The 22,731-nt window shown below is 70.4% G+C and carries 27 protein-coding genes; 18 read left to right on the plus strand and 9 right to left on the minus strand.

Annotated elements, in window-relative coordinates; translation table 11 throughout:
- From BM314_RS16585 to recA, 13 genes are all read left to right on the plus strand, one after another.
- Nucleotides 1-703, plus strand: a 703-nt coding sequence (locus BM314_RS16585) for an EF-Tu C-terminal domain-related protein (RefSeq protein WP_244539960.1), incomplete at its 5' end; no start/stop codon positions are given.
- 80 nt (nt 704-783) lie between these two features.
- Nucleotides 784-1,092, plus strand: a complete 309-nt coding sequence (gene rpsJ, locus BM314_RS16590; RefSeq protein WP_007569268.1) for a 30S ribosomal protein S10 — start codon at nt 784-786, stop codon at nt 1,090-1,092.
- Between the two features lie 51 nt (nt 1,093-1,143).
- The gene (gene rplC / locus BM314_RS16595) at nt 1,144-1,869 is read left to right on the plus strand and encodes a 50S ribosomal protein L3 (RefSeq protein ID WP_020094259.1); all 726 of its coding nucleotides are present in this window, start codon (nt 1,144-1,146) and stop codon (nt 1,867-1,869) included.
- Entirely contained in the window at nt 1,869-2,489 is a 621-nt protein-coding gene (gene rplD, locus BM314_RS16600; protein ID WP_020094258.1) for a 50S ribosomal protein L4, read from the plus strand. Before rplC ends, rplD begins: the two co-directional genes overlap by 1 nt.
- Nucleotides 2,486-2,782 (plus strand): 50S ribosomal protein L23, encoded by a 297-nt coding sequence (locus tag BM314_RS16605; protein WP_020094257.1) that lies wholly within the window; start codon nt 2,486-2,488, stop codon nt 2,780-2,782. Before rplD ends, BM314_RS16605 begins: the two co-directional genes overlap by 4 nt.
- Nucleotides 2,783-2,807: 25 nt before the next feature.
- On the plus strand, nt 2,808-3,644 hold the full coding sequence (gene rplB, locus BM314_RS16610; protein WP_020094256.1) for a 50S ribosomal protein L2: 837 nt from the start codon (nt 2,808-2,810) through the stop codon (nt 3,642-3,644).
- 5 nt (nt 3,645-3,649) lie between these two features.
- A complete protein-coding gene (gene rpsS, locus BM314_RS16615) occupies nt 3,650-3,928 on the plus strand; it encodes a 30S ribosomal protein S19 (RefSeq protein ID WP_012319190.1) in 279 nt (92 codons plus the stop codon).
- Between the two features lies 1 nt (nt 3,929).
- Entirely contained in the window at nt 3,930-4,316 is a 387-nt protein-coding gene (gene rplV, locus BM314_RS16620; RefSeq protein ID WP_012319191.1) for a 50S ribosomal protein L22, read from the plus strand.
- 10 nt (nt 4,317-4,326) lie between these two features.
- On the plus strand, nt 4,327-5,073 hold the full coding sequence (gene rpsC, locus BM314_RS16625) for a 30S ribosomal protein S3 (RefSeq protein WP_012319192.1): 747 nt from the start codon (nt 4,327-4,329) through the stop codon (nt 5,071-5,073).
- A gap of 11 nt (nt 5,074-5,084) precedes the next feature.
- A complete protein-coding gene (gene rplP, locus BM314_RS16630; RefSeq protein WP_012319193.1) occupies nt 5,085-5,498 on the plus strand; it encodes a 50S ribosomal protein L16 in 414 nt (137 codons plus the stop codon).
- Between the two features lie 12 nt (nt 5,499-5,510).
- Complete coding sequence (gene rpmC / locus BM314_RS16635) at nt 5,511-5,726, plus strand: 50S ribosomal protein L29 (protein ID WP_020094255.1); 216 nt, start codon at nt 5,511-5,513, stop codon at nt 5,724-5,726.
- A gap of 21 nt (nt 5,727-5,747) precedes the next feature.
- The gene (gene rpsQ, locus BM314_RS16640; RefSeq protein ID WP_020094254.1) at nt 5,748-6,011 is read left to right on the plus strand and encodes a 30S ribosomal protein S17; all 264 of its coding nucleotides are present in this window, start codon (nt 5,748-5,750) and stop codon (nt 6,009-6,011) included.
- A gap of 486 nt (nt 6,012-6,497) precedes the next feature.
- A complete protein-coding gene (gene recA / locus BM314_RS16645) occupies nt 6,498-7,589 on the plus strand; it encodes a recombinase RecA (protein ID WP_026605101.1) in 1,092 nt (363 codons plus the stop codon).
- Between the two features lie 123 nt (nt 7,590-7,712).
- On the opposite strand, the gene BM314_RS16650 is transcribed toward recA, so the two are convergent.
- The 7 genes from BM314_RS16650 to flgB form a co-directional block, all read right to left on the minus strand.
- Nucleotides 7,713-10,508: a hybrid sensor histidine kinase/response regulator gene (locus BM314_RS16650; protein WP_091979212.1), complete on the minus strand. Its 2,796-nt coding sequence runs from the start codon at nt 10,506-10,508 to the stop codon at nt 7,713-7,715.
- Between the two features lie 179 nt (nt 10,509-10,687).
- The gene (gene flhB / locus BM314_RS16655) at nt 10,688-11,755 is read right to left on the minus strand and encodes a flagellar biosynthesis protein FlhB (protein ID WP_020094251.1); all 1,068 of its coding nucleotides are present in this window, start codon (nt 11,753-11,755) and stop codon (nt 10,688-10,690) included.
- Between the two features lie 53 nt (nt 11,756-11,808).
- Nucleotides 11,809-12,570: a flagellar biosynthetic protein FliR gene (fliR, locus tag BM314_RS16660; RefSeq protein WP_091979082.1), complete on the minus strand. Its 762-nt coding sequence runs from the start codon at nt 12,568-12,570 to the stop codon at nt 11,809-11,811.
- A 51-nt stretch (nt 12,571-12,621) separates the two neighbouring features.
- A complete protein-coding gene (gene fliQ, locus BM314_RS16665; RefSeq protein WP_012319200.1) occupies nt 12,622-12,888 on the minus strand; it encodes a flagellar biosynthesis protein FliQ in 267 nt (88 codons plus the stop codon).
- Nucleotides 12,889-12,936: 48 nt separating this feature from the next.
- Complete coding sequence (gene fliE, locus BM314_RS16670) at nt 12,937-13,251, minus strand: flagellar hook-basal body complex protein FliE (RefSeq protein WP_012319201.1); 315 nt, start codon at nt 13,249-13,251, stop codon at nt 12,937-12,939.
- Nucleotides 13,252-13,295: 44 nt separating this feature from the next.
- Nucleotides 13,296-13,703: a flagellar basal body rod protein FlgC gene (flgC, locus tag BM314_RS16675; RefSeq protein ID WP_020094248.1), complete on the minus strand. Its 408-nt coding sequence runs from the start codon at nt 13,701-13,703 to the stop codon at nt 13,296-13,298.
- Between the two features lie 65 nt (nt 13,704-13,768).
- Entirely contained in the window at nt 13,769-14,170 is a 402-nt protein-coding gene (gene flgB / locus BM314_RS16680; RefSeq protein WP_056533882.1) for a flagellar basal body rod protein FlgB, read from the minus strand.
- Between the two features lie 332 nt (nt 14,171-14,502).
- On the opposite strand from flgB, the gene BM314_RS16685 reads away from it, so the two are divergent.
- Nucleotides 14,503-15,783, plus strand: a complete 1,281-nt coding sequence (locus BM314_RS16685) for a hypothetical protein (protein WP_244539961.1) — start codon at nt 14,503-14,505, stop codon at nt 15,781-15,783.
- Between the two features lie 113 nt (nt 15,784-15,896).
- Nucleotides 15,897-16,133: a hypothetical protein gene (locus BM314_RS16690; RefSeq protein WP_020094245.1), complete on the plus strand. Its 237-nt coding sequence runs from the start codon at nt 15,897-15,899 to the stop codon at nt 16,131-16,133.
- Between the two features lie 24 nt (nt 16,134-16,157).
- On the opposite strand, the gene BM314_RS16695 is transcribed toward BM314_RS16690, so the two are convergent.
- The gene (locus BM314_RS16695) at nt 16,158-17,486 is read right to left on the minus strand and encodes an MFS transporter (RefSeq protein ID WP_091979086.1); all 1,329 of its coding nucleotides are present in this window, start codon (nt 17,484-17,486) and stop codon (nt 16,158-16,160) included.
- A 218-nt stretch (nt 17,487-17,704) separates the two neighbouring features.
- Here BM314_RS16695 and dnaN point away from each other — a divergent pair, with 218 nt between their 5' ends.
- Together dnaN and recF are read left to right on the plus strand one after the other, a co-directional pair.
- Complete coding sequence (gene dnaN / locus BM314_RS16700) at nt 17,705-18,826, plus strand: DNA polymerase III subunit beta (RefSeq protein WP_012319207.1); 1,122 nt, start codon at nt 17,705-17,707, stop codon at nt 18,824-18,826.
- A gap of 220 nt (nt 18,827-19,046) precedes the next feature.
- Nucleotides 19,047-20,201, plus strand: a complete 1,155-nt coding sequence (gene recF, locus BM314_RS16705; protein WP_091979088.1) for a DNA replication/repair protein RecF — start codon at nt 19,047-19,049, stop codon at nt 20,199-20,201.
- 6 nt (nt 20,202-20,207) lie between these two features.
- Here recF and BM314_RS16710 read toward each other — a convergent pair whose 3' ends face one another.
- Nucleotides 20,208-21,899, minus strand: coding sequence for a methyl-accepting chemotaxis protein (locus BM314_RS16710; protein ID WP_091979090.1), 1,692 nt, complete (start codon nt 21,897-21,899; stop codon nt 20,208-20,210).
- Between the two features lie 399 nt (nt 21,900-22,298).
- Here BM314_RS16710 and BM314_RS16715 point away from each other — a divergent pair, with 399 nt between their 5' ends.
- A complete protein-coding gene (locus tag BM314_RS16715; protein ID WP_020094241.1) occupies nt 22,299-22,694 on the plus strand; it encodes a VOC family protein in 396 nt (131 codons plus the stop codon).
- Nucleotides 22,695-22,731 lie beyond the last annotated feature (37 nt).

Genomic DNA, 22,731 nt, shown 5'->3' on the forward strand with positions numbered 1-22,731 from the left:
CCCCGGTGACGACATCCCGATCACCAAGGGCTCGGCGCTGATGGCGCTCGAGGACAAGGAGCCGAAGATCGGCAAGGAGGCGGTCCTGGCGCTGATGGCGACCGTGGACAGCTACATCCCGCAGCCGGAGCGTCCGATCGACATGCCGTTCCTGATGCCGATCGAGGACGTGTTCTCGATCTCGGGCCGCGGCACGGTGGTGACGGGTCGCGTCGAGCGCGGCATCGTGAAGGTGGGCGAGGAAGTCGAGATCGTCGGCATCCCGGCGACCACCAAGACGACGGTGACGGGCGTGGAGATGTTCCGCAAGCTGCTCGACCAGGGGCAGGCGGGCGACAACGTCGGCGTGCTGCTGCGCGGCACGAAGCGCGAGGACGTGGAGCGCGGCCAGGTCGTGTGCAAGCCGGGTTCGGTGAAGCCGCACTCGAAGTTCAAGGCCGAGGCGTACATCCTGACCAAGGAGGAGGGCGGCCGCCACACGCCGTTCTTCACCAACTACCGGCCGCAGTTCTACTTCCGGACCACGGACGTGACCGGGATCTGCACGCTGCCGGAGGGCACCGAGATGGTGATGCCGGGTGACAACGTGACCATGGACGTGGCGCTGATCGTGCCGGTGGCCATGGAGGAGAAGCTGCGCTTCGCCATCCGCGAGGGCGGCCGAACCGTCGGCGCCGGCGTCGTCGCCGCCATCAACGACTGAGCTCGAGCAAGCATCCTTAGCAGGGCGCGGCGGGGTGAAGGCCTCGCGTACCCCGCCGTCCCTCTCAAGGTTCCAGGATCATGAACGGTCAGAACATCCGCATTCGCCTCAAGGCGTTCGATCACCGCATCCTCGATGCGTCGACCAAGGAGATTGTCTCCACGGCCAAGCGTACGGGCGCGACCATCCGCGGCCCGATCCCGCTCCCGACGCATATCGCCAAGTTCACCGTGAACCGCTCGCCCCACATCGACAAGAAGTCGCGCGAGCAGTTCGAGATGCGCACGCACAAGCGGGTGCTCGATATCGTCGATCCGACGCCTCAGACCGTGGACGCGCTGATGAAGCTCGACCTCGCCGCTGGCGTGGACGTGGAGATCAAGCTCTGAGTCCGCTGAGGACTTAGAGCTTACCGTTTCATCGCGCGAGGGAGAGAACCTATGCGCTCAGGCGTCATCGCACAGAAGGTCGGCATGACCCGCGTCTTCACGGACGCGGGGGAGCATGTCCCCGTCACCGTGCTCAAGATCGATCAGTGCCAGGTGGTTGCCCACCGCACCGTCGAGAAGAACGGCTACGTCGCGCTGCAGGTCGGCGTCGGCAAGGCCAAGGTCAAGAACGTCTCGGCCGCCGAGCGGGGTCGCTTCGCGGTCGCCAAGGTCGAGCCGAAGAAGAAGCTCGCCGAGTTCCGCGTGTCCGAGGACGCGCTGATCCCGGTCGGCGCCGAGATCACCGCGGACCACTTCATCCCCGGCCAGTTCGTGGATGTCACCGGCACCACGACCGGTAAGGGCTTCGCCGGCGGTATCAAGCGCTGGAACTTCGGCGGACTGCGCGCCACCCACGGCGTGTCGATCTCGCACCGCTCGATCGGTTCGACCGGCGGCCGCCAGGACCCGGGCAAGACCTTCAAGAACAAGAAGATGCCGGGTCACCTCGGCGTCGAGCGGGTCACCACCCAGAACCTGCGCGTCGTGCGCACCGATCCCGAGCGCGGCCTGATCCTGGTCGAGGGCGCGGTCCCGGGCGTCGCCGGCGGCTGGATCCAGATCCGCGACGCGGTGAAGCGCAAGCTCCCCGCCGACGTTCCGCTGCCGGGCAAGTTCCGCGAGAACGGCGCCTCCGCCCCGGCGACCGAGGCCCCTGCGGCTGAGGAGACCGCGTGATGAAGCTCGATATCAAAACCCTCGACGGTGCCGGTGCCGGCTCGGTCGAGCTGAACGAAGAGATCTTCGGCCTGGAGCCGCGCGCCGATCTGCTGCAGCGCATGGTCCGCTGGCAGCTCGCCAAGCGTCGCGCTGGGACCCACGCCGTGCAGAACCGCTCGGACGTGAACCGGACCCGCAAGAAGCTCTACAAGCAGAAGGGCACCGGTAACGCCCGCCACGGCGCGGCCTCGGCGCCGCAGTTCCGCGGCGGCGGGCGCGCCTTCGGCCCCGTGCCGCGCGACCACAGCCATGACCTTCCCAAGAAGGTCCGCGCGCTGGCCCTGCGCCACGCCCTGTCGGCCAAGGCCAAGGCCTCGACCCTGATCGTCGTCGACGACATCAAGATCGAGGATCACAAGACCAAGGGTCTCATCGAGCGCTTCGGCAAGATGGGCCTCTCGAACGCGCTGATCATCGGCGGTGCCGAGGTCGACGTGAATTTCGGCCGGGCCGCCCGCGCCATCCCGCAGATCGACGTGCTGCCCGTGCAGGGCATCAACGTCTACGACATCCTGCGCCGCGACACGCTCGTCCTGACGAAGGCTGCCGTCGACGCGCTGGAGGAGCGTTTCAAATGAGTGCCGATCCGCGCCACTACGACATCGTCGTCTCCCCGGTCATCACCGAGAAGGCGACCAACCTGACCGAGCAGAACAAGGTCGTCTTCCGCGTCGCCCCCAAGGCGACGAAGCCTCAGATCAAGGAGGCCGTCGAGAAGCTGTTCGACGTGAAGGTCACGGCCGTGAACACCCTTGTCACCAAGGGTAAGAAGAAGATTTTCCGCGGTCTCCGCGGACAGCGCTCCGACGTGAAGAAGGCGATCGTGACCCTGGCCGAGGGCCACTCGATCGACGTCACGACCGGGCTCTGAGGACGGGATTTAGGGATCCAAGCCGATGGCCTTGAAGACATTCAAACCGGTCACGCCGAGCCTGCGCCAGCTCGTGCTCGTCGACCGCCGTGAGCTCTACAAGGGCAAGCCGGTGAAGGCGCTGACGGAGGGCAAGTCGTCCTCCGGCGGCCGCAACAATCTCGGCCGCATCACCGTCCGCTTCCGCGGCGGCGGCCACAAGCGCGTGCTGCGCAACGTCGACTTCAAGCGTCGCGAGCAGCTCGGCGTCGCCGCCACGGTGGAGCGGATCGAGTACGATCCGAACCGCACGGCGTTCATCGCGCTGATCAACTTCCCCGACGGGAAGCAGAGCTACATCCTGGCCCCGCAGCGCCTGCAGCCGGGCGACAAGGTGGTGGCCGGCGAGAGCGTCGACATCAAGCCGGGCAACGCCGCTCCGGTCGGCTCGATGCCGGTGGGCACGATCGTCCACAATGTCGAGCTGAAGATCGGCAAGGGCGGCGCGATCGCCCGCTCGGCCGGCAACTACGCGCAGATCGTCGGCCGCGACCAGGGCTACGTGACGCTCCGCCTGAACTCGGGCGAGCAGCGCCTGGTCCACGGCCAGTGCTTCGCCAGCGTCGGCGCGGTCTCGAACCCGGACCACATGAACATCTCGCTCGGCAAGGCCGGGCGCAACCGTTGGCTCGGCAAGCGCCCGCACAACCGCGGTGTGGCGATGAACCCGGTCGACCATCCGCACGGCGGCGGCGAGGGTCGCACCTCGGGCGGCCGCAACCCGGTCACGCCCTGGGGCGTGCCCACCAAGGGGAAGAAGACCCGGTCCAACAAGCGGACCGACGTGTTCATCCTGTCCAGCCGCCACAACCGCAAGAAGTAATCGCTATGGCACGCTCTCTCTGGAAGGGGCCGTTCGTCGACGGCTACCTCTTCAAGAAGGCCGAGGCGGCGCGGGGCTCCTCGCGCTCCGAGGTCATCAAGATCTGGAGCCGCCGCTCCACGATCCTCCCGCAGTTCGTCGGGCTCACCTTCGGTGTGCACAACGGGCAGAAGCACATCCCGGTCTACGTCACCGAGGAGATGGTCGGGCACAAGTTCGGCGAGTTCTCGCCGACCCGCACCTTCCCGGGCCACGCGGCCGACAAGAAGGCGAAGAGGCGCTGAGATGGGCAAGCAAGCCACCCCCCGCGCGCTCCCCGAGAACGAGGCGAAGGCCGTCGCGCGCATGCTGCGCGTCAGCCCGCAGAAGCTCAACCTCGTGGCGCAGATGATCCGCGGCAAGAAGGTCGACACGGCGCTCGCCGAGTTGCAGTTCTCGCGCAAGCGGATCTCGACCGAGGTCAAGAAGTGCCTCGAGAGCGCCATCGCCAACGCCGAGAACAACCACGACCTGGACGTCGACGACCTCGTCGTGTCCCAGGCCTTCGTGGGCAAGGCGCTGGTTCTCAAGCGTTTCCACGCCCGCGCCCGCGGCCGCGGCGCGCGCATCCTGAAGCCCTTCTCGAACCTCACCATCGTGGTTCGCGAAGTCCGCCAAGCCGAAGCGGCTTGAGGAGGATCTGATGGGTCAGAAAGTCAACCCGATCGGTCTCCGGCTCGGCATCAACCGGACCTGGGATTCCCGCTGGTTCGCCAACAAGGGCGACTACGCGAAGCTCATGCATGAGGACGTCGCGATCCGCGCCGCCCTCATGAAGCAGCTCAAGCAGGCGGCGGTCTCCAAGATCGTCATCGAGCGCCCGCACCGGAAGTGCCGGGTCACCATTCACTCGGGTCGTCCGGGCGTGGTGATCGGCAAGAAGGGCGCGGACATCGAGAAGCTGCGCAAGCTCGTCGGCACGATGACGAAGGCCGACGTGACCATCAACATCGTCGAGGTGCGCAAGCCCGAGATCGACGCCACCCTGGTGGCCGACTCGATCGCCCAGCAGCTCGAGCGCCGCGTCGCCTTCCGGCGCGCCATGAAGCGGGCCGTGCAGTCGGCCATGCGTCTGGGCGCCGAGGGCATCCGGATCAACTGCTCGGGCCGTCTCGGCGGCGCCGAGATCGCCCGTCAGGAATGGTACCGCGAGGGCCGCGTCCCGCTGCACACGCTGCGCGCCGACGTCGACTACGGCACCGCCACGGCGTTCACGACCTACGGGACCTGCGGCATCAAGGTGTGGGTGTTCAAGGGCGAGATCCTCGAGCACGACCCGATGGCCCAGGACAAGAAGGCCCAGGAAGAGGGCGGCCGCTCCGGCGGACGCCGTGAGCGCGATGGCGAGGGCGGCCGCGAGCGCGGACGCCGCGAGCGCGAGCACGCGTAAGGTAGGAAGCCATGCTGCAACCGAAAAAGACCCGCTTCCGCAAGCAGTTCAAGGGCCGCATCCACGGTGCGGCCAAGGGCGGCTTCGAGCTGAACTTCGGCCAGTTCGGCCTGAAGGCGGTGGAGCCCGAGCGCGTCACCGCCCGCCAGATCGAGGCGGCCCGCCGCGCGATCACCCGCGAGATGAAGCGCCAGGGCCGCGTCTGGATCCGGGTGTTCCCGGACGTCCCGGTGTCGTCGAAGCCGACCGAGGTCCGCATGGGTTCCGGTAAGGGCGCCCCGGATTACTGGGCGGCCCGGGTCCATCCCGGCCGGATCATGTTCGAGGTCGACGGCGTTGCCGAGAACATCGCCAAGGAGGCGCTCCGCCTCGGCGCCGCGAAGCTCCCGATCCGCACGCGGGTCGTCCAGCGCATCGCCGACTGAACGGAGGATATCGTGAAGTCGACCCAGAGACTGTCTGATCTGAAGGCGCTGTCGCCGGATCAGCTGAATGACGAGCTGATCAACCTCAAGAAGGAGCAGTTCAACCTGCGCTTCCAGGGGGCCACCGGCCAGCTCGAGAACGTCGCCCGCGTCCGCGAGGTCCGTCGCGACATCGCCCGTGTCCGGACTCTGCAGCGTTCCAAGACGCTGCAGCAGGCCAAGGGCTGAGGCGGGTTTTAGGAGACAACCATGCCGAAGCGCATCCTGCAGGGCACCGTCGTCAGCGACAAGGGTGAGAAGACCATTGTGGTGAAGGTGGAGCGCCGCTTCACGCACCCGGTGATGAAGAAGACCGTGCGGCGGTCGAAGAACTACCACGCGCACGACGAGGGCAATGTCGCCAAGGTCGGGCAGACGGTGTTCATCGAGGAGTGCCGTCCGTTCTCCAAGACCAAGACCTGGAAGCTGGTCGAGGGCGAGGCCGCCCAGGCCGAGGCCGGCGAGGCCGCCTGATCCCGGGATCCCGGCGGCTGCGGTCTCCGCGTCCGCCAGATCCCGGCCCGCGGCGTCGCGGGATGGTGCCTCCTCTGGGGTGACCATCCCGGGGATGCCCGGCGACCGGTACGACGAACGCCCGGACGCAATTCGACTCGCGAGAGCCGGATTCGTGCCGGGCGTCGTCGTTTTCGGCCTCATGTCTGGCGGTTGGGTCCCGGTCGCCGGCGGGCCGAGCCTGCTGCGGGACCGCGGGAGGCGTCGCCATTGCGGCTGGCGGTCGTCCCGTCCGGCGCGTTGTGTCGGCGTTCGTACGGGCTCTCGCGGGCGATTACCGGATTGGATTGCTGTCGCGGGGCATCCGGGGCTCGAGCCGGGATTTCGTGACTTGCGTCCAGCAAAACGGCGTTCCGGCCTTGCTGGCTGAGAACAAAACGGGTACATAAAGGCGGTGGCGACGCGCGTTGTGAACTGCGTCCAACCCCTTCATAAGGAGCCCGCCAGATGGCCCAGCCCGCATTGAAAGTGGTCGACATGCCCCCGGTGGACAAGGACAAGTCCAAGGCCATTGACGCTGCCCTGGCTCAGATCGAGCGCGCCTTCGGCAAGGGCTCGATCATGCGGCTCGGCAAGAACGACAAGGTCCAGGAGGTCGAGACCGTCTCGACCGGCTCGCTGGGCCTCGACATCGCGCTCGGCGTCGGCGGCCTGCCGCGTGGCCGGGTGATCGAGATCTACGGTCCGGAATCGTCCGGCAAGACGACGCTGGCGCTCCACACGATCGCGGAGGCCCAGAAGAAGGGCGGCGTCTGCGCCTTCGTGGATGCCGAGCACGCCCTCGACCCGGTCTACGCCCGCAAGCTCGGCGTGAACCTCGACGACCTGCTGATCTCCCAGCCCGACACGGGTGAGCAGGCGCTCGAGATCACCGACACGCTCGTGCGCTCGGGCGCCATCGACGTGCTGGTGGTCGATTCGGTGGCCGCGCTGACCCCGCGGGCCGAGATCGAGGGCGAGATGGGCGAGAGCCAGCCGGGCCTCCAGGCCCGCCTGATGAGCCAGGCCCTGCGCAAGCTGACCGGCTCGATCTCGCGCTCGAACTGCATGGTCATCTTCATCAACCAGATCCGGATGAAGATCGGCGTCATGTACGGCAGCCCCGAGACGACCACGGGCGGCAACGCCCTCAAGTTCTACGCCTCGGTGCGCCTCGACATCCGCCGCATCTCGACGCTCAAGGACCGCGACGAGGCGATCGGCAACCAGGTCCGCGTCAAGGTGGTGAAGAACAAGGTCGCCCCTCCCTTCAAGCAGGTCGAGTTCGACATCATGTTCGGCGAGGGCGTGTCGAAGGTCGGCGAGCTGATCGACCTCGGCGTGAAGGCCGGGATCGTCGAGAAGTCGGGCGCCTGGTTCTCGTACAACAGCCAGCGCCTCGGCCAGGGCCGCGAGAACTCGAAGGGCTTCCTGCGCGACAACCCGAAGATCGCGGCCGAGATCGAGGGCTCGATCCGGCAGAATTCCGGTCTGGTCGCCGAGAAGATCCTTGAGAACGCCGCGCCGACGGCGGACGATCTCGACGAGGGCGAGGCCTAGGCCGCGCCGCCGCGGGCCGGCGACGGCGCGCGGCGGACTTGGCGACGTTCGAAGATGCGCGGCCCCGGAGTCTCTCCGGGGCCGCTCTTCGTTGAGCGACGGTGAGCGGACGCGAGGGGCCGGTCAGTCCGCCATCGTCTTCTTCACGGTCTCGACGAGCTGCTTCAGACTGAAGGGCTTGGGCAGGAAGTTGAAGGTCTCGCCGTCGGGCAGGTTCTTGCGGAACGCATCCTCGGCGTAGCCGGACACGAAGATCACCTTCAGGTCGGGCTGATGCTTGCGCACTTCCCGCAGGAGCGTCGGGCCGTCCATCTCGGGCATGACCACGTCGGAGACGACGAGATCGATGGTCTGCGCGCCCTCGCGGACGATCGCCAGGGCCTCGAGGCCCGAGGCCGCCTCCAGCACCGTGTAGCCGCGGGCCGAGAGCGCCCGGCTGTTGACCGCCCGCACCGGGTCCTCGTCCTCGACGAGCAGGATGGTCCCCTGCCCCGTATGATCGGCGGCGGGCTTGCGCGGCGCCGGCTTGTCGACCTTGGCGGGCGGCGTCTTCCCGTTCGGCACAGCGGCGTCGCCGCCCGCGGCCGGCGCGGTGACCGGCTTGGCGTCCGACCCGGAATCGGGATGGGCGGTGGTGGAAGCCGGCGCGAGCGGCTCCGCGCGCGGAAGTGCCGGCTCGGCGGCCGCGACCGGCACCTCCTCGGGCTCCGCCACGGGCACGTGACGCGGCAGGTAGATGCGGAAGGCCGTGCCCTCCCCGACCTTCGACTGCACGTCGATGGTGCCGCCGGACTGCTTGACGATGCCGAACACCGTCGAGAGCCCGAGGCCGGTGCCCTTGCCGATCTCCTTGGTGGTGAAGAACGGCTCGAAGATCTTCTCCATCAGCTCGGGCGGGATGCCCTGGCCGGTGTCGCGCACCTCGATCAGCACGTGGTCGCCCGCCGGCGCCCCACCGCGCCCCTCCGCCCCGGCGGCCGCCCCCGGATCGGAGACGTTCTCGGTGCGGATCATCAGCTTGCCGCCCTCCGGCATGGCGTCGCGGGCGTTGACCGCCAGATTGACGATCACCTGCTCGAACTGGTTGACGTCGGCCTTCACGGGCCAGACCTCGCGGCCGTGCTTCAGCTCCAGCGCGACGCGCTCGCCGAGCAGCCGCTTGAGGAGGAGGGTCAGCTCGGAGAGCGCCTCCCCGACATTCATCACCTCCGGGCGCAGCGTCTGCCGGCGGGAGAACGCCAGGAGCTGGCGGACGAGGCCCGCCGCCCGGTTGGCGTTCTGCTTGATCTGCATGATGTCCTGGAAGGCCGGGTCGGTCGGCCGGTGGCTCGCGAGCAGCAGGTCCGAGTAGCCGATGATCGCCTGCAGGACGTTGTTGAAGTCGTGCGCGATGCCGCCGGCGAGCTGGCCGACCGCGTTCATTTTCTGGGCCTGGGCGACCTGCTGCTCCAGCTGGCGCTGCGCCGTCGTGTCGAGGGCGTAGAGGATCACCCGCTCGGCCTCGTCGGTCTGCTGGCCGGCATCGCCGCCGTCGGCCGGGCTGAGCCAGACCCGGGCCGAGCGGCCGCCGGGCCCGTTGAGCTGGACCTCGATCGGCTCCGGATCCGTCCGCCCGCTCGCGGCGCGGGCGAGCCCGGCCTCCAGGGCGGTCCGGTCGGCCACCGAGTCGGCGACGTTGGGCTCGACCCGCGGGACACCCTCCCCGTCCGGGGCGCCGTCGTCGGCCTGCCGCGGGACCGTGCCGAACAGGCGCGTGAACGAGGCGTTGGCGCGGGCGATCCGGCCGCCGCTGTCGAGGGTCGCGATGGCGATCGGCGAGTTGTTGAGGAAGCGGGCGAGCCGGACCTCGGCGGCGCGCTGCGGCTCGTCGGTCTCGGCCCCGGCGGAGCGGTTGATCACGAAGGTCCGCGACGAGCCGGGCTTGCCGTCCTTGCCGAAGGCGACCCGGTGGTAGAGCCGGACCGGCAGGGTGTGACCGTTGCGGCGGCGCAGGTCGAGGTCGAAGCGGTCGGTGCGGACCTCGCCCGGCAGGCCGGCCGTGCGCACCAGCACGTCCGCCTCCGGGGCGATCTCGGTGAGGTGCGGGCCGCCGGGGCCGACGCTGGCGAGGTCGTAGCCGAGCCAGGCCGCCAGGGTCGCGTTCATGTAGACGATGGCGCCCGCCGGATCGATCGACAGGAAGCCCGCCGGGGCGTGGTCGAGGTAGTCGATGGCGTGCTGGAGTTCCTGGAAGACGTTCTCCTGCCGCTCCCGCTCGGCGGTGATGTCGGCCACCGTCCAGAGGGAGGCCGCCCGGCGCGGGCGCGCGAGGGGCCGCACCGAGACCCGGTACCAGCCGAAGCCGCGCTCGCCGGCCGTTGGGCCGAGGGGCGGCGACATCCGCACCTCTTCGGTGTGGGCCCGGGCGTCGCGCGAGGCCTGCGACAGGCGGTAGACCGCCTCGGAGACCTCCGGCGAGCCGACGAGGATGCGCTCCACCGGCACGAGGTTGGAGAAGGTGTCGCCGCTGGCGATCCGGAGATAGGCCTCGTTGGCGTAGATCAGCCGGCCGCCGTCCTCGACGACCAGCTGGCCGTCCGGCGAAGCGTCGACGATGCCCTTGGTGATGTCGTCCCGGGCGGCGCTGCCGCTGAGCTGGAGCGCCCCGATGGCGAGGGCGAACAGGAAGAACACGCCCGCCATGGCCAGGAGGGCCAGCAGCCAGACGATCAGCGACTGGGCCTGCTCATTGGCCACGAAGGACAGGCCGATGGCCGCGCCGACCAGCAGGCCGGCGAGCACGAGGAGCAGGCCGACCCGGCCCGGCTGTTCCGAGCGGTCGATCGAGCCCGTTCCGAGCAGGGACGAGGCCTGCGCGACCGGGGGACCCGAATTCTGCGGGCCCGCGGCGGGCGCCGGAGGTCCAGTGACGTCGGCCATCGGCTTCATTCCAGAACAGTCACCCGGTTAGTCCGCCGGCCATATCAGGACATGCGGGGCGCGGCATCAGTCTCGTCGCGCCAAGCCTTGACACAGCCTCGCGAAAAAAGGTGGAGGAAGCGTGGCTTTCGCCCCACCGGGCGTTCGGCGAGACGGCGCGGCGCGCGGATCGCGCGGGGCTACGCCGCCCGTCTCCGCAGGCGCAGCACGAACCCGATGACCTCCGCCACCGCGCGGTAGTGCTCGGCCGGGATCTCCCGGTCGATCTCCACGGTGGCGTGGAGCGCCCGGGCGAGCGGCGGGTTCTCGATCACCGCGACGCCGTGCTCGGCCGCCACCGCGCGGATGCGCAGGGCGAGCGCGTCGACGCCCTTGGCGACGCAGACCGGCGCGGCCATGCCGGTCTCGTAGCGCAGCGCCACCGCGTAGTGGGTGGGGTTCGTCACCACGACGGTGGCGGTGGGGACCGCGGCCATCATGCGCTTCTTCACCCGGGCCATCCGGAGCTGCTTCAGGCGCCCCTTCACCTCGGGATTGCCCTCCGACTCCTTCATCTCCTGCTTGAGCTCCTCCTTCGACATCCGGTGGCGCTTGCGCCAGCGGAACCGCGCGTAGAGCGCGTCGCCGAGGGTGATCGCGAGGTGCATGCACAGCATGCCGGCGAGCAGCTTCAGGCTGAGGGACAGGATCGCCGGCATGGAGGCGGCCGGGTCCAGCTGGGCGAACACTTCCAGCCGGTCGCGGTCGTTCCACAGCATCACCGCGCCGACCACGCCCACGGCGGCGATCTTCGCGAGCCCCTTGCCGAACTGGAACAGGGCCTCGACGCCGAGGAGCCGCTTCACGCCCGCCATCGGCGAGAGGCGCGAGAATTTCGGCATCAGCGTCTCGGCGGAGAAGACCAGCGGGTGCTGCAGGAGCCCCGCGGCCAGCCCGGCCACGACCGCCAGCCCGACCGGCACCGCCACCGCCTGGAGCCACAGCCACAGGCCGCGCGTCATGGCCGCCTTCATGGCCGTGGCGTCGTCCGGGAGGGTATGGGCGTTGGCGAGGTAGGCCTTGAGCCCGTGCAGCAGGTTCGTGGCGATGGTCGGGGCCGCGACCAGCAGCGCCAGGGTGAACGCGGCCAGTATCGCGAAGGTGTTGATCTCGGTGCTGGTCGCGACGTCGCCGCGCTCGATCGCCTGATCGAGCCGTCGTTGGGACGGCTCCTCGGTCTTGTCCTCGTCGTCGGTATCGTCGGCCATCGCGCGTCGGGCTCAGAGCGTGGGCATCGTCGGGGTATGGGCGATCCGGCCGCTCAGCGGCCGACGTAATCCCCGAGATACCGGCCCAGGTCGTCCAGGAAGACGCCCATCATGACGCCGAGGCAGCCCATCAGCAGCAGCATGCCGATCAGCACCGAGGCCGGGACCGCCAGGAAGAACACCTGCATCTGGGGCATCAGCCGCGACAGCACGCCGAGACCCAGGTTGAACAGGATCCCGAAGGCGATGAACGGGCCGGCGATCTGCACCGCCAGGGTGAAGCCCCGGGCCAGCGCCTTCGTGGCCAGCATCAGCGCGTCCGAGAAGGACGGCACGCCGTCGGGGGGCAGCACCACGTAGCTGCGGGCCACGCCCTCGATGGCGAGATGGTGCAGGTCCGCGGCGAAGATCAGCGTGATCCCGAGCAACGACAGGAAGTTGCCGATCGCCACCTGCTGGCCGCCCTGGCTCGGATCCACCGTCATCGCGTAGGACAGCCCGACCTGCGCCGAGATGATCACCCCGGCGGTCTGAAGGGCGGCGAGGATCATCCGCACCGTGAGGCCGAGCACCAGCCCGATGACCGTCTCGCCGAACAGGAGCCCGATCAGCCGCGGGCCGGCCACGCCCTCCGTGCCGCCGAGCAGCGGGCGCACGGTCGGGAACAACACCAGGGACGTGAGCAGCGCGAAGGCGAGGCGCAGGCGCGGCGACACCGTCTGCTCGCCGATCCCCGGCATCAGCATGATCAGCGTGCCGATGCGCGCGAAGGTGATCAGGTAGGCCGAGGCGATGCCGGGCAGGAGCAGGTTCATCGCGGCCCCTATGGCACGCGGGGGCCGCGCCTGTCCCGGCCGGCGGGCGCATCAGCCGCCGGCCGCGATGCGGGCGGCGATGCGGGTCATGTAGCCGGCCATGGCGTCGCCCATGAAGGGCAGCATCAGCAGGAGCGCGGCGAACACCGCCACGACCTTGGGCACGTAGATCAGCGTCTGCTCCTGGATCTGCGTCAGGGCCTGGACCAGGGAGACGGCGAGGCCGACCGCGAGCGCGACCAGCATCAGGGGCCCGGCCACCTTGAGGAACACGAAGATGCCGTCGCGGGCGATGTCGAGGATGGCGAGACCGGTCATGGGGGTGCGCTCAGTGCGGGGGGAGCGGGCGGGGAAACGGTCGGCCGGTCAGATCTGCATCCGCATGATCTCCTCGTAGGCGGAGATCATGCGGTCGCGCACCGCCACCATGGTCTGCAGGGCCGTCTCGCTCTCGGCGACCGCGGTGACCACGTCCACGACGTTGGCCTTGCCGGCGGCCGCGGAGACGGCCTGGGAATCGGCCCGACGGCCGGCATCGCCGACGCTGTCCAGGGTCTGCCCGAGCATCTGCATGAAGTCGGTGCCGGTGCCGGTCGTCGGCTGCACCCGGGGGGCGGGCCGGCCGCCGGCGAGGCCCTGGACGGCCGCGTAGGCACCCGCCGCGAAGTTGCTCGAAGCCATCGCCATGCGTCCTTGCTAAGCGGTCCTGCCGCGGGCTTCGGGGGTCACTTCAGGATGCCGAGGGTCTGCGCCAGCATCTTGCGGGTGGCGCTGATCATGTTGAGGTTCGCCTCGTAGGAGCGCTGGGCCTCCCGCAGGTCCATGTTCTCGATCAGCGCGTTGACGTTGGGCATCTGCACCACGCCCTGGGCGTCGGCCGCGGGGTTGCCGGGCTCGTACTTGGTCCGGAAGGCCGACGGGTCGCGCCTGACGCGCCCCGCCTCGACGAGCTTGGCACCGGTCTCGTCGTCGAGGTGGCTGGTGAAGGTCGGGATCTTGCGGCGGTAGGGCTGCGCCCCGGCGGAGGCCGGCGCGGAATCGGCGTTGGCGATGTTCTCGGCGATGATGCGCATCCGGCCCGACTGGGCCTTGAGGCCCGCGGCCGCCACCGCCAGCGACTTCGTGAATTCCATGGCTCAGGACCCTCCCGCTGCCGCGACCCCGCGGCCGTCGGCGCTCCACATTCGGTCGTCGCGCGTCAGCTCTTGCCGATCGCGATCTTCAGGGTGGTCAGGCTGTGCTGGTACAGCGAGGCGGCGAGCTGGTAGTCCGCCTGGTTCTCGCCGGCCTTCATCATCTCGTCCTCGAGGTTGACGCCGTTGCCGCTGGGCCGGACCTCGAAGCCCTTGGCGCGCTTGGAGTCGGCGCCGACCGTCTGGCCAGGCGGCGCCATGTGGCCCGCGCTCGTGAGCGTCAGGCCGGAGCCGCTGGTGGCGAGGGCGCCGGTCGCCCGATCGAAGCGCGGCTCCACGAGGTCGCGGGGCTTGAACCCCGGCATGTCGGCGTTGGCGACGTTCTCGGCGATCACGCCCTGGCGCGCCTGCGCCCATTGCATCCGCGTGCGCAGCATGCTCAGCACGGGCAGATCGGTGAGGGCCATGGTCGCCTCCGGGATGGCGTGGCCGCGCCGGGACGAGCGGGCCCGGCAAAATCTGCCGCCCGCATGGTTAACGGCGCGTTAAGCCCGATCTCCGGGTCGGCCGGTGCCCGCGTCAGCTCGCGCCACGGGGGGAGTGAACCCCCGGTTCGGCCGGGCCGGCGGCGCAGTCCCGACCTATTGTCTTGCGCGCGCTCAATTAAAAGGTCTGTTAACGAACTCTTAACGTCGTTTGCCTTGCCGCCCCTCCGGCGTGGTATGGATCAAGTCCGTGCCGTCGCGCACCCGCGGCGGTCGGAACGTGCGAGTGCGTAATCTTGCGATGGCTGCAATCCGTGTTCGGCTCTGACGGCTCCCCCATCGTCCAGTATATCGTGATCTTCGCCGTCATCTTCACGGCGCTCGCGGCGATCGTGTTCACGGTGCGCCGGCTCACCGGCCGGAGCCTCGCTCTGCCGGGGCGGTCCGGGAGCCGCGGGCGCCAGCCGCGGCTCGGGATCGTCGACGTGTACGAGCTCGACCGGGCCCGGCAGCTCATCCTGCTGCGCCGGGACAATGTCGAGCACCTGCTCCTCGTGGGCGGCCCCAACGACGTGGTGGTCGAGCGCAATATCCAGCGCGGCCAGCGGCCCCTGCCGGAGGCGGCGATCCGGCCGGAGCTGGCGCCGGAGCCGCTGGACGAGCCGCTCCCGGACCCCCTCGTCCAGGGCGGCCGCCTGCCCGAGCCGCCCCGCGGTCTGCCGGAATCCGGCGGCCGGCGCGCGGAACCGCTGTTCGATCCGGGCTTCGCGATGCCGGTGGTGGTGCCGTCGCCGGTGCCGCGCTCGGCCTCCGCTCCGCCCGTGACTCTGCCCCTCGATCCCGGGCTGTTCGGCGGCGACGAGCCCGGCCAGGACGTCACCGCACCTCTGAGTGCCGCGCCGCCCCAGCCGCCCGCGCCTCAACCCCCGGCGCCGCCCGTGCCCGAGCCGGTGGTGCCGCCGCCGATGGTGTCGCCGCCGATCGCGCCGCCGGCGGTGGAGCCGCCCGCGCCCCCGCCGCGCGAGCCGGTCGCGCCGCGGCGGATCCTGAGCCGGACCGCGCCGCCGCTGATCGAGCCGCGGCCCAACCCGGCCTCCGAGCGCAAGTCCGAGCCGGCACCGGCGGAGCCGGAGCCCGCCCGTCTGGCCCCAAGCCTCGCGGTGCCCTCCGAGCGCAAGTCGGTCGATCCGGTGGTCCTGTCCGACATGGCCCGGCAGCTCCAGGCCGCCCTGTCGCGCTCGTCCTCGGCCGTGACGCCGCCGCCGCAGCCCGCGCCCGCCCCGCCGGCGCCCGAGGGCGTCGATCCGCTGGCCGCCGCGATGGCGAGCGTCCCGGTCGAGCCGGTGCCCGCCCCCGCCCCGGTCGACGAGCCGGAGGCCCCGCCGCCCCCACCTCCACCTCCGCCTCCGGCCAAACCCGTGCCGCCGCCGGCGATGCCCAAGGTCGAACCCCCTCCGCCCGTGCCGGCCCCGCCGCCGCCGCCGCCGTCCGCGCCCACGCCCGACGCGAAGGGATCCGGCAACCCGTTCTCGGTGGAGGAGATCGAGGCCGAGTTCGCCCGCCTCCTCGGTCGCCCGCTCGACAAGCGGAGCTGAGGAGCTCCGCTCTCGCCGAGCGGGCGCGTCGGGACCGCGTCCTCGATCGCGAGAATCGCGATTTACCGACGGTTAACCATCTTCCGGGACGTTCCGGCCCGGAGGATGTCGCTATGCTCGCGCTGGATGCTGGAACGGCTCACCGGAGCCGCGCTTACAGGGCCTTCCGGCTCGACCGGGCGGGCCGCGTCCGCGCGGCCGAGATCCTGTCGGCCGAGGACGACACGCAGGCGCGCCGCCGCGCCCGGGCGATGGTCGGGCGCGACGCGATCGAGCTGTGGGAGCGGACGCGCTTCCTCGGGCGCTTCGAGCCCACCGTGGCGGCGGCTCAGGATCGCGCCGGCCGCTGAGGCCGGCGGCGCCCGCCCGTCCCGTCAGCGGCCGGCGGTCTCCGGCATGGCCAGCACGGCGAGGAAGCTGAGGATCGCGGCCCCCGCTAGGTAGAACCCGACGAAGCCGATGCCGCCGTAGGCCGCGAGCTGCTGCGCGATGTAGGGCGCCCCCGAGGCCCCCAGGATCCCCGCGAGGTTGTAGGTCACCGAGGCGCCCGTGTAGCGCACCCGCGTCGGGAACAGCTCGGGCAGGACGGCGCCCATCGGTCCGAACACCCACCCCATCGTCAGGAGGCTGAGGCACAGGAAGCCGAGGACCGGCGGCCAGGTGCCGGTGCCGGCGGCGTGACCCAGCATCGGCCCCATGAGGAAGCCCAGCAGGAACGTCACGGCCATGCCGGAGAGCAGCACAGGCCGGCGGCCGAAGCGGTCGGCCGCGGCCCCCGACACGACGGTGCCGAGCGCCATGAAGCAGACCGCGATGCACTCGAACAGCAGGAAGGTCGGCCGGCTGTAGCCGAGGGTGCCGGTGCCGTAGCCCAGGGCGAAGACGGTCGAGAGGTAGAACACCGCGTAGACCGCCACCATCGCGAAGGTGCCGACCAGGACGGCGTGTCCGTGCTGGGTCAGCATGGTGGCGAAGGGCACGCGCTCCGGCCGGGCCTGGCTGAGCGCCGCCTTGAAGGCCGGCGTCTCGGTGAGTTTCAGGCGCACGTAGAGCCCGACGCCGACGAGCGCCGCCGAGGCCAGGAACGGCAGGCGCCAGCCCCAGGCCTGGAAGCTCTCGGGCGTCAGGCCGAAGCTGAGGGCGAGGAAGCCGAGATTGGCCAGGACGAAGCCGACCGGCGCCCCGAGTTGCGGGAAGATGCCGTACCACGCGCGCCGGCCCGGCGGCGCGTTCTCGACCGCCAGCAGCGCCGCGCCGCCCCACTCGCCGCCGAACCCGATCCCCTGCCCGCAGCGCAGGATGCACAGCGCCGCCGGCGCCCACCAGCCGACCGACGCGTAGGTCGGCAGGCAGCCGATCAGCACCGTGGAGATGCCCATGATCAGCAGCGACGCCACCAGCGTCGCCTTGCGGCCGACCCGGTCGCCGAAATGCCCGAACAGGGCCGCGCCGACGGGCCGCGCGATGAACGCGATGGCGAAGGTCGCGAAGGCGCTGAGCTGCTGCACGCCGGGCGCGCCGGCGGGGAAGAAGACCGGGCCGATCACCAGGGCGGTGGCGGTGGCGTAGATGTAGAAGTCGAAGAACTCGATCGCCGTCCCGACGAAGCTCGCGGCGAGGATCCGCCGAGCACTCGGGGGGGCGCTCGGGGTGGCCTGCGAGGGTTCTGCGGTGTTGCCCGCGGGGTCGATGGTCTGCAGCATGATCGGGATGGGGGGTCCGGGTCGGTCGCGGCGCTTTCGCACGGGCCGCCGGGGGCCGATACCCCGCTCCGGACATGGGCATCCGCCCTGGACGCGGAGGTCGCTGTGCGGTGCACCGACGGCGGCCTTGCGTTCCCCTGTCCCCTTCGCCAAGCTGAACGGCCATATTCCGCGACGGTCGCCGGCCGCGGCGCCGTCCCTATCACTTGAGTATTGCGATGAGAGTCACTGTCGAGCGCGCGGCCCTGCTCAGGTCGCTCGGCCACGTGCACCGGGTCGTCGAGCGCCGCAACACGATCCCGATCCTGTCGAACGTGCTCCTGCGCGCGGAAGGGTCGGGTCTCCAGCTCCGGGCGACGGATCTCGACATCGAGGTGACCGAGAGCGTGCCGGCGGACGTGGCGGATGCGGGCGCCACGACCGTGCCGGCGCACGTGATCTACGACATCGTGCGCAAGCTCCCCGACGGCGCGCAGGTTTCCCTGGAGACCGGCGGCGAGTCCGGCCAGATGACGATCCGGTCCGGACGCTCGCGCTTCGCCCTGGGCGCCCTGCCGGAGGGCGACTTCCCGGACCTCGCCGCCGGCGAGATGCCGCACGGCTTCGAGATCGCCGCCGCAGACCTGAAGCGGCTGATCGAGAAGACCCAGTTCGCGATCTCCACCGAGGAGACCCGCTACTACCTGAACGGCATCTACCTGCACACGCTGGAGACCGAGAACGGCCCGGCGATGCGGGCGGTGGCAACCGACGGCCACCGGCTCGCCCGCGTCGAGATCCCGGCCCCGCAGGGCAGCGTCGGCATGCCGGGCGTGATCGTGCCCCGCAAGGCGGTCGCCGAGATCCAGAAGCTCCTCGACGACGGCGGCGAGACCGTCGCGGTCGACCTGTCGCCCGCGAAGATCCGCCTGCGCTTCGCCGGCGGCCTGACGCTGATCTCCAAGCTGATCGACGGCACCTTCCCGGATTACCAGCGGGTGATCCCGGCCAACAACGACAAGCGGCTGACCGTCGAGCGCGACGCCTTCGCGAAGGCCGTGGACCGGGTCTCGACGATCTCGTCGGAGCGCGGGCGCGCGGTGAAGCTCGGGCTCGCCGAAGGGCGCCTCGCGCTCTCGGTGAACAACCCGGATTCCGGTAGTGCCACCGAGGAACTCGACGTCGACTACGAGGCCGCCGGCCTCGATATCGGCTTCAACGCCCGCTACCTCCTCGACATCACCGCGCAGCTCGAGGGCGACACCGCCCTGTTCAAGCTCGCGGATCCCGGCTCGCCGACCCTGATCCAGGACCGCGAGGGCGCGCCGGCGCTGTACGTGCTGATGCCGATGCGGGTGTGAGGCGGCCGCGCGGATCCCGGTCCCGCCCTCGTCCCGAGGTGCCGGAGCGCAGCGGGGGCCGCGCGGGAGGTCCCCGGACGGCGATGTGGTTTCTGGAGCCCGCCCGCGCGGCCCGCTGACGCGGGCGCCTCGGGGCGAGGTGGTTGGATGGGATGTCAGACAGCAAGGGACGGTTGAGCGCGGCGCGTCTCGGCCCCTCGGTTCACCCCTCGGTTCACCGATGACCGACATCCGCGATCCGCGGGACGAGCCCGACGGGTCGAGCCTGCGCGTCACCCGCCTGATCGCCCGCGATTTCCGCAACCACGCGGACCTCGAACTGACGCCCGAGGCCCGCTTCGTCGCGCTGGTCGGGGAGAACGGCGCGGGCAAGACCAACCTGCTCGAGGCGCTCTCGCTGTTCGTGCCGGGCCGGGGCCTGCGCCGGGCGGAGTTCGCCGCCATGGCGCGCAGCGGCGGCCCGGGCGGATTCGCGGTCTCGCTCACCCTCGACCGCGACGGCGCCGAGCACCGGCTCGGCACCGGGCTCGAGCCGCCGGGTCCCGACGGGCGCGCGAGCCGGCTGTGCCGGATCGACGGCGCCACCGCGGCCTCGCCGGTGGCGTTCAGCGAGTTCCTGCGGGTCGTCTGGCTGACCCCCGACCTCGACGGCCTGTTCCGCGGGGCGGCCGGAGACCGGCGGCGGTTCCTCGACCGTCTCGTGCTGGCGGTCGACGCCGCCCACGGCGCCCGGGTCTCCGCGCTGGAGCGGGCCCTGCGCTCGCGCAACCGCCTGCTGGAGGAGCGGCCCGACGACGACCGCTGGCTCGACGCGGTGGAGCGGGAGGTCGCGGAGCTCGGCGTCGCCGTGGCGCTCGCCCGGCGCGAGACCGCCGAGCGCCTCGACCGGCTGATCGCCGAGACCCGGGACGACGCGCAGCCCTTCCCCTGGGCGGCCATCCGCCTCGAGGGCGACCTCGACGATCTGGTCGCGGTCTGGCCGGCCCTCGAGGCCGAGGACCGCTACCGCATGGCGCTCCGCAACGGCCGCAACCGGGACCGGGCCGCCGGCCGCACGCTGATCGGGCCGCAGAGCAGCGACCTCGTGGTCCGCCACGGCCCGAAGGACGTGCCGGCCGGGACGGCGTCCACGGGCGAGCAGAAGGCGCTGCTCATCGGCCTCGTCCTCGCCCACGCGCGGCTGGTGCGGGCCATGAGCGGCATCGCCCCGCTGATCCTCCTGGACGAGGTGGCGGCCCACCTCGATCCCCGCCGCCGGGCCGGCCTGTTCGAGGCCCTCGAGGCCCTGCCGGGGCAGGTCTGGATGACCGGCGCCGACCCGGACGCCTTCGCGCAGGCCGGCACCCGGACGCAGGTCCTGCGGGTCGGCGGCTGATCGGCCTCAGGCCGCCCGGACCGACCCGAGAAAGCGGGAGACCTCGACGCCCAGATGCTCGGACTGGCGCGACAGCTCGCCGGCGGCTCCCAGCACCTGGGCTGCCGCGGCGCCGGTCTCTTCCGAGGCCCGCGCCACGCCGGCGATGTTGCTCGTCACCTCGTCGGTGCCGGCCGCCGCCTGCGAGACGTTGCGGACGATCTCCTGCGTGGCCGCGCCCTGCTCCTCGACCGCCGCCGCGATGGTGGCGGCGACCGCGTCGATCTCGCGGATCCGGGCGGCGATCGTGTCGATGGCCGAGACCGCCTGGCCGGTCACACCCTGGATCTGGCCGATCTGCTGGCTGATCTCCTCGGTGGCCCGGGCGGTCTGGCCGGCGAGCTCCTTGACCTCGGCGGCGACGACCGCGAATCCGCGGCCGGCCTCGCCGGCCCGGGCCGCCTCGATCGTGGCGTTCAGCGCCAGCAGGTTGGTCTGGCCGGCGATGTTCGCGATGAGCCCGACCATATCGCCGATGCGCGTCGCCGCCTGGCTGAGCGCCTGAACGAGGTGCTGGGTCTCGTCCGCCTCGCCGACCGCCGCCTGCGCGAGGTTGGCCGAGCCGAGGACCTGCCGGCCGATCTCCTGCACGGAGGTGCCCAGCTCCTCGGCGGCGGCCGCCACGGTCTGGACGTTGGCGGAGGCCTGCTCGGCGGCGGCCGCCACCGTGGTGGACTGGCTGGCCGTCTCGGTCGCGCTCGACGTCATAGTCTGGGCCGTGGCCTGCAACTCGGTGGCCGAGGACGAGACCATCCCGACGATGCTCCCCACGGCCCGCTCGAACCCGTCCGCGAGTTCCGCCATGGTCCGCCTGCGCGCGGCCGCTGCCGCCTCGTCGGCGCGGCGCTTCATCTCGGCTTCCTCGGCGGCCTTGCGGGCGACCATGACCTTGATGCCCTCGACGGCCTTGCCGACGGCGCCCACCTCGTCCCTTCGGGCGGCCTCGGTGATCTCGGCCTCGACCTCGCCCTGCGCCATCCGCTGCAGGACCTTGACCAGCCGGTCGAGCGGCCGCGTGATCCCGACCGTGGCGATGAACACCGCCGCCAGCAGCCCCGCCAGCATGCCGAGACCGCTGACGATCATCAGCGTCCGGCGGGTCTCGTTGGTCTGATCGGTCAGGTCGCCCGAGCCCTTCTGCATGTACGTATCGATGTCCTCGGCCATCCGGTTGCCGTCGGTCAGCAAGCCGGAGAACGTCGGATCGATCGCCTTGTGGATCAGCGCGATGGCTTGCTCGTTCTGATTGGCGGTGCCCAGCCGGCGGACCTCGCTCACGTCCCTGAGATATCGCTCGATCCGCGCGGCCTGCTCATCGATGCGCGCGGCGAAGGTCGGCGCGTGCGATCGGAGGCTCGGAAGGAGCGCCCTCACCGCGGGCAGCGCGGCCTCGAAGCCGCTGTTGGCGGCCTGCATCTGGCCCTGATCGGTCTCCGCGATGATCCGGTAGACCCAGTAATTCAACTCGATCACCAGGCGGTTCAGCCTGCGTGCCTCCGCCACCGCCGTCGCCTCGCGGGCGAGGAACTCGCTGTAGCGGTCGTCGATGACCGTCATCCGCGCCTGAGCGTACCAGATACATCCGCCGACAATCACGCATATCAGCGCGATGACGGCAGCAATTTTTGGAAGTATATTTATATTGGATAAGCGTATCACTGTCTTGAAATCCCTTCACTCGATCGATGATCGGCCTCATGATCTCATGGGATTCACTTTGGTCGTCGAGGGCGATAAAGCGTTGGAAGCGCGATTGTGTCAATGAGAAATATCATTTTGCGGTTTGATTTTGTGTCTCCGAGCCTTTTGCGACATCTTATATCAGAATGTCTCCTCATATATTGACTCCAATACATTCCTTGGAACGATTTAAAGAACAGATATTGATCTAGGATATGCAATATGGGATCGGTCTATACGGGCCGGGTTCTTCGACCGCTCGTGGCCGACGTCCCGGGGCGCGACCCCGGCGCCGCGCCACCGGCCTTTTCGCGGCCGCGGATCGCGCCACATAGTGGGCGCTGCACGCCGCCGGCGTGCCCACGGAACTCCGCGCGCATGTCCAAGCCCGTCCACGCCATGATCCGCGTCCTCGAGGAAGAGCGCGCGCGCGACTACTATGCCCGTGCCTTCGGTCTCGCGGTGTCCGGCCGGTTCGACTTCCCGGACTTCACCCTCGTCTACATGCGGGATCCGGATTCGCCGTTCGAGCTGGAGCTCACGGTGAACAAGGGCCGCGACAAGCCCTACGATCTCGGCGACGGCTACGGGCACATCGCCTTCGTGGTCGACGACGTGGAGGCCGAGCACGCCCGGCACCGGCGCGAGGGCTTCACGGCCACCGACGTCAAGACCCTCAAGCACGGGGACGACGTGCTCGCGCGGTTCTTCTTCGCCACCGACCCGGACGGCTACAAGATCGAGGTCATCCAGCGCGGCGGCCGCTTCGCGTGACCGGTCTGGTCCGCCATTCCCTCTCCGGAACGTCTTC

The organism is Methylobacterium sp. 13MFTsu3.1M2, from assembly GCF_900112625.1.
In the GTDB taxonomy this organism is placed as follows: domain Bacteria; phylum Pseudomonadota; class Alphaproteobacteria; order Rhizobiales; family Beijerinckiaceae; genus Methylobacterium.

Coding starts and splice junctions, on each gene's coding strand:
- rpsJ (WP_007569268.1), top strand. CDS start 784: ATGAACGGTCAGAACATCCGCATTCGCCTCAAGGCGTTCGATCACCGC.
- rplC (WP_020094259.1), top strand. CDS start 1,144: ATGCGCTCAGGCGTCATCGCACAGAAGGTCGGCATGACCCGCGTCTTC.
- rplD (WP_020094258.1), top strand. CDS start 1,869: ATGAAGCTCGATATCAAAACCCTCGACGGTGCCGGTGCCGGCTCGGTC.
- BM314_RS16605 (WP_020094257.1), top strand. CDS start 2,486: ATGAGTGCCGATCCGCGCCACTACGACATCGTCGTCTCCCCGGTCATC.
- rplB (WP_020094256.1), top strand. CDS start 2,808: ATGGCCTTGAAGACATTCAAACCGGTCACGCCGAGCCTGCGCCAGCTC.
- rpsS (WP_012319190.1), top strand. CDS start 3,650: ATGGCACGCTCTCTCTGGAAGGGGCCGTTCGTCGACGGCTACCTCTTC.
- rplV (WP_012319191.1), top strand. CDS start 3,930: ATGGGCAAGCAAGCCACCCCCCGCGCGCTCCCCGAGAACGAGGCGAAG.
- rpsC (WP_012319192.1), top strand. CDS start 4,327: ATGGGTCAGAAAGTCAACCCGATCGGTCTCCGGCTCGGCATCAACCGG.
- rplP (WP_012319193.1), top strand. CDS start 5,085: ATGCTGCAACCGAAAAAGACCCGCTTCCGCAAGCAGTTCAAGGGCCGC.
- rpsQ (WP_020094254.1), top strand. CDS start 5,748: ATGCCGAAGCGCATCCTGCAGGGCACCGTCGTCAGCGACAAGGGTGAG.
- recA (WP_026605101.1), top strand. CDS start 6,498: ATGGCCCAGCCCGCATTGAAAGTGGTCGACATGCCCCCGGTGGACAAG.
- BM314_RS16650 (WP_091979212.1), bottom strand. CDS start 10,508: ATGGCCGACGTCACTGGACCTCCGGCGCCCGCCGCGGGCCCGCAGAAT.
- flhB (WP_020094251.1), bottom strand. CDS start 11,755: ATGGCCGACGATACCGACGACGAGGACAAGACCGAGGAGCCGTCCCAA.
- fliR (WP_091979082.1), bottom strand. CDS start 12,570: ATGAACCTGCTCCTGCCCGGCATCGCCTCGGCCTACCTGATCACCTTC.
- fliQ (WP_012319200.1), bottom strand. CDS start 12,888: ATGACCGGTCTCGCCATCCTCGACATCGCCCGCGACGGCATCTTCGTG.
- fliE (WP_012319201.1), bottom strand. CDS start 13,251: ATGGCTTCGAGCAACTTCGCGGCGGGTGCCTACGCGGCCGTCCAGGGC.
- flgC (WP_020094248.1), bottom strand. CDS start 13,703: ATGGAATTCACGAAGTCGCTGGCGGTGGCGGCCGCGGGCCTCAAGGCC.
- flgB (WP_056533882.1), bottom strand. CDS start 14,170: ATGGCCCTCACCGATCTGCCCGTGCTGAGCATGCTGCGCACGCGGATG.
- BM314_RS16690 (WP_020094245.1), top strand. CDS start 15,897: ATGCTCGCGCTGGATGCTGGAACGGCTCACCGGAGCCGCGCTTACAGG.
- BM314_RS16695 (WP_091979086.1), bottom strand. CDS start 17,486: ATGCTGCAGACCATCGACCCCGCGGGCAACACCGCAGAACCCTCGCAG.
- dnaN (WP_012319207.1), top strand. CDS start 17,705: ATGAGAGTCACTGTCGAGCGCGCGGCCCTGCTCAGGTCGCTCGGCCAC.
- recF (WP_091979088.1), top strand. CDS start 19,047: ATGACCGACATCCGCGATCCGCGGGACGAGCCCGACGGGTCGAGCCTG.
- BM314_RS16715 (WP_020094241.1), top strand. CDS start 22,299: ATGTCCAAGCCCGTCCACGCCATGATCCGCGTCCTCGAGGAAGAGCGC.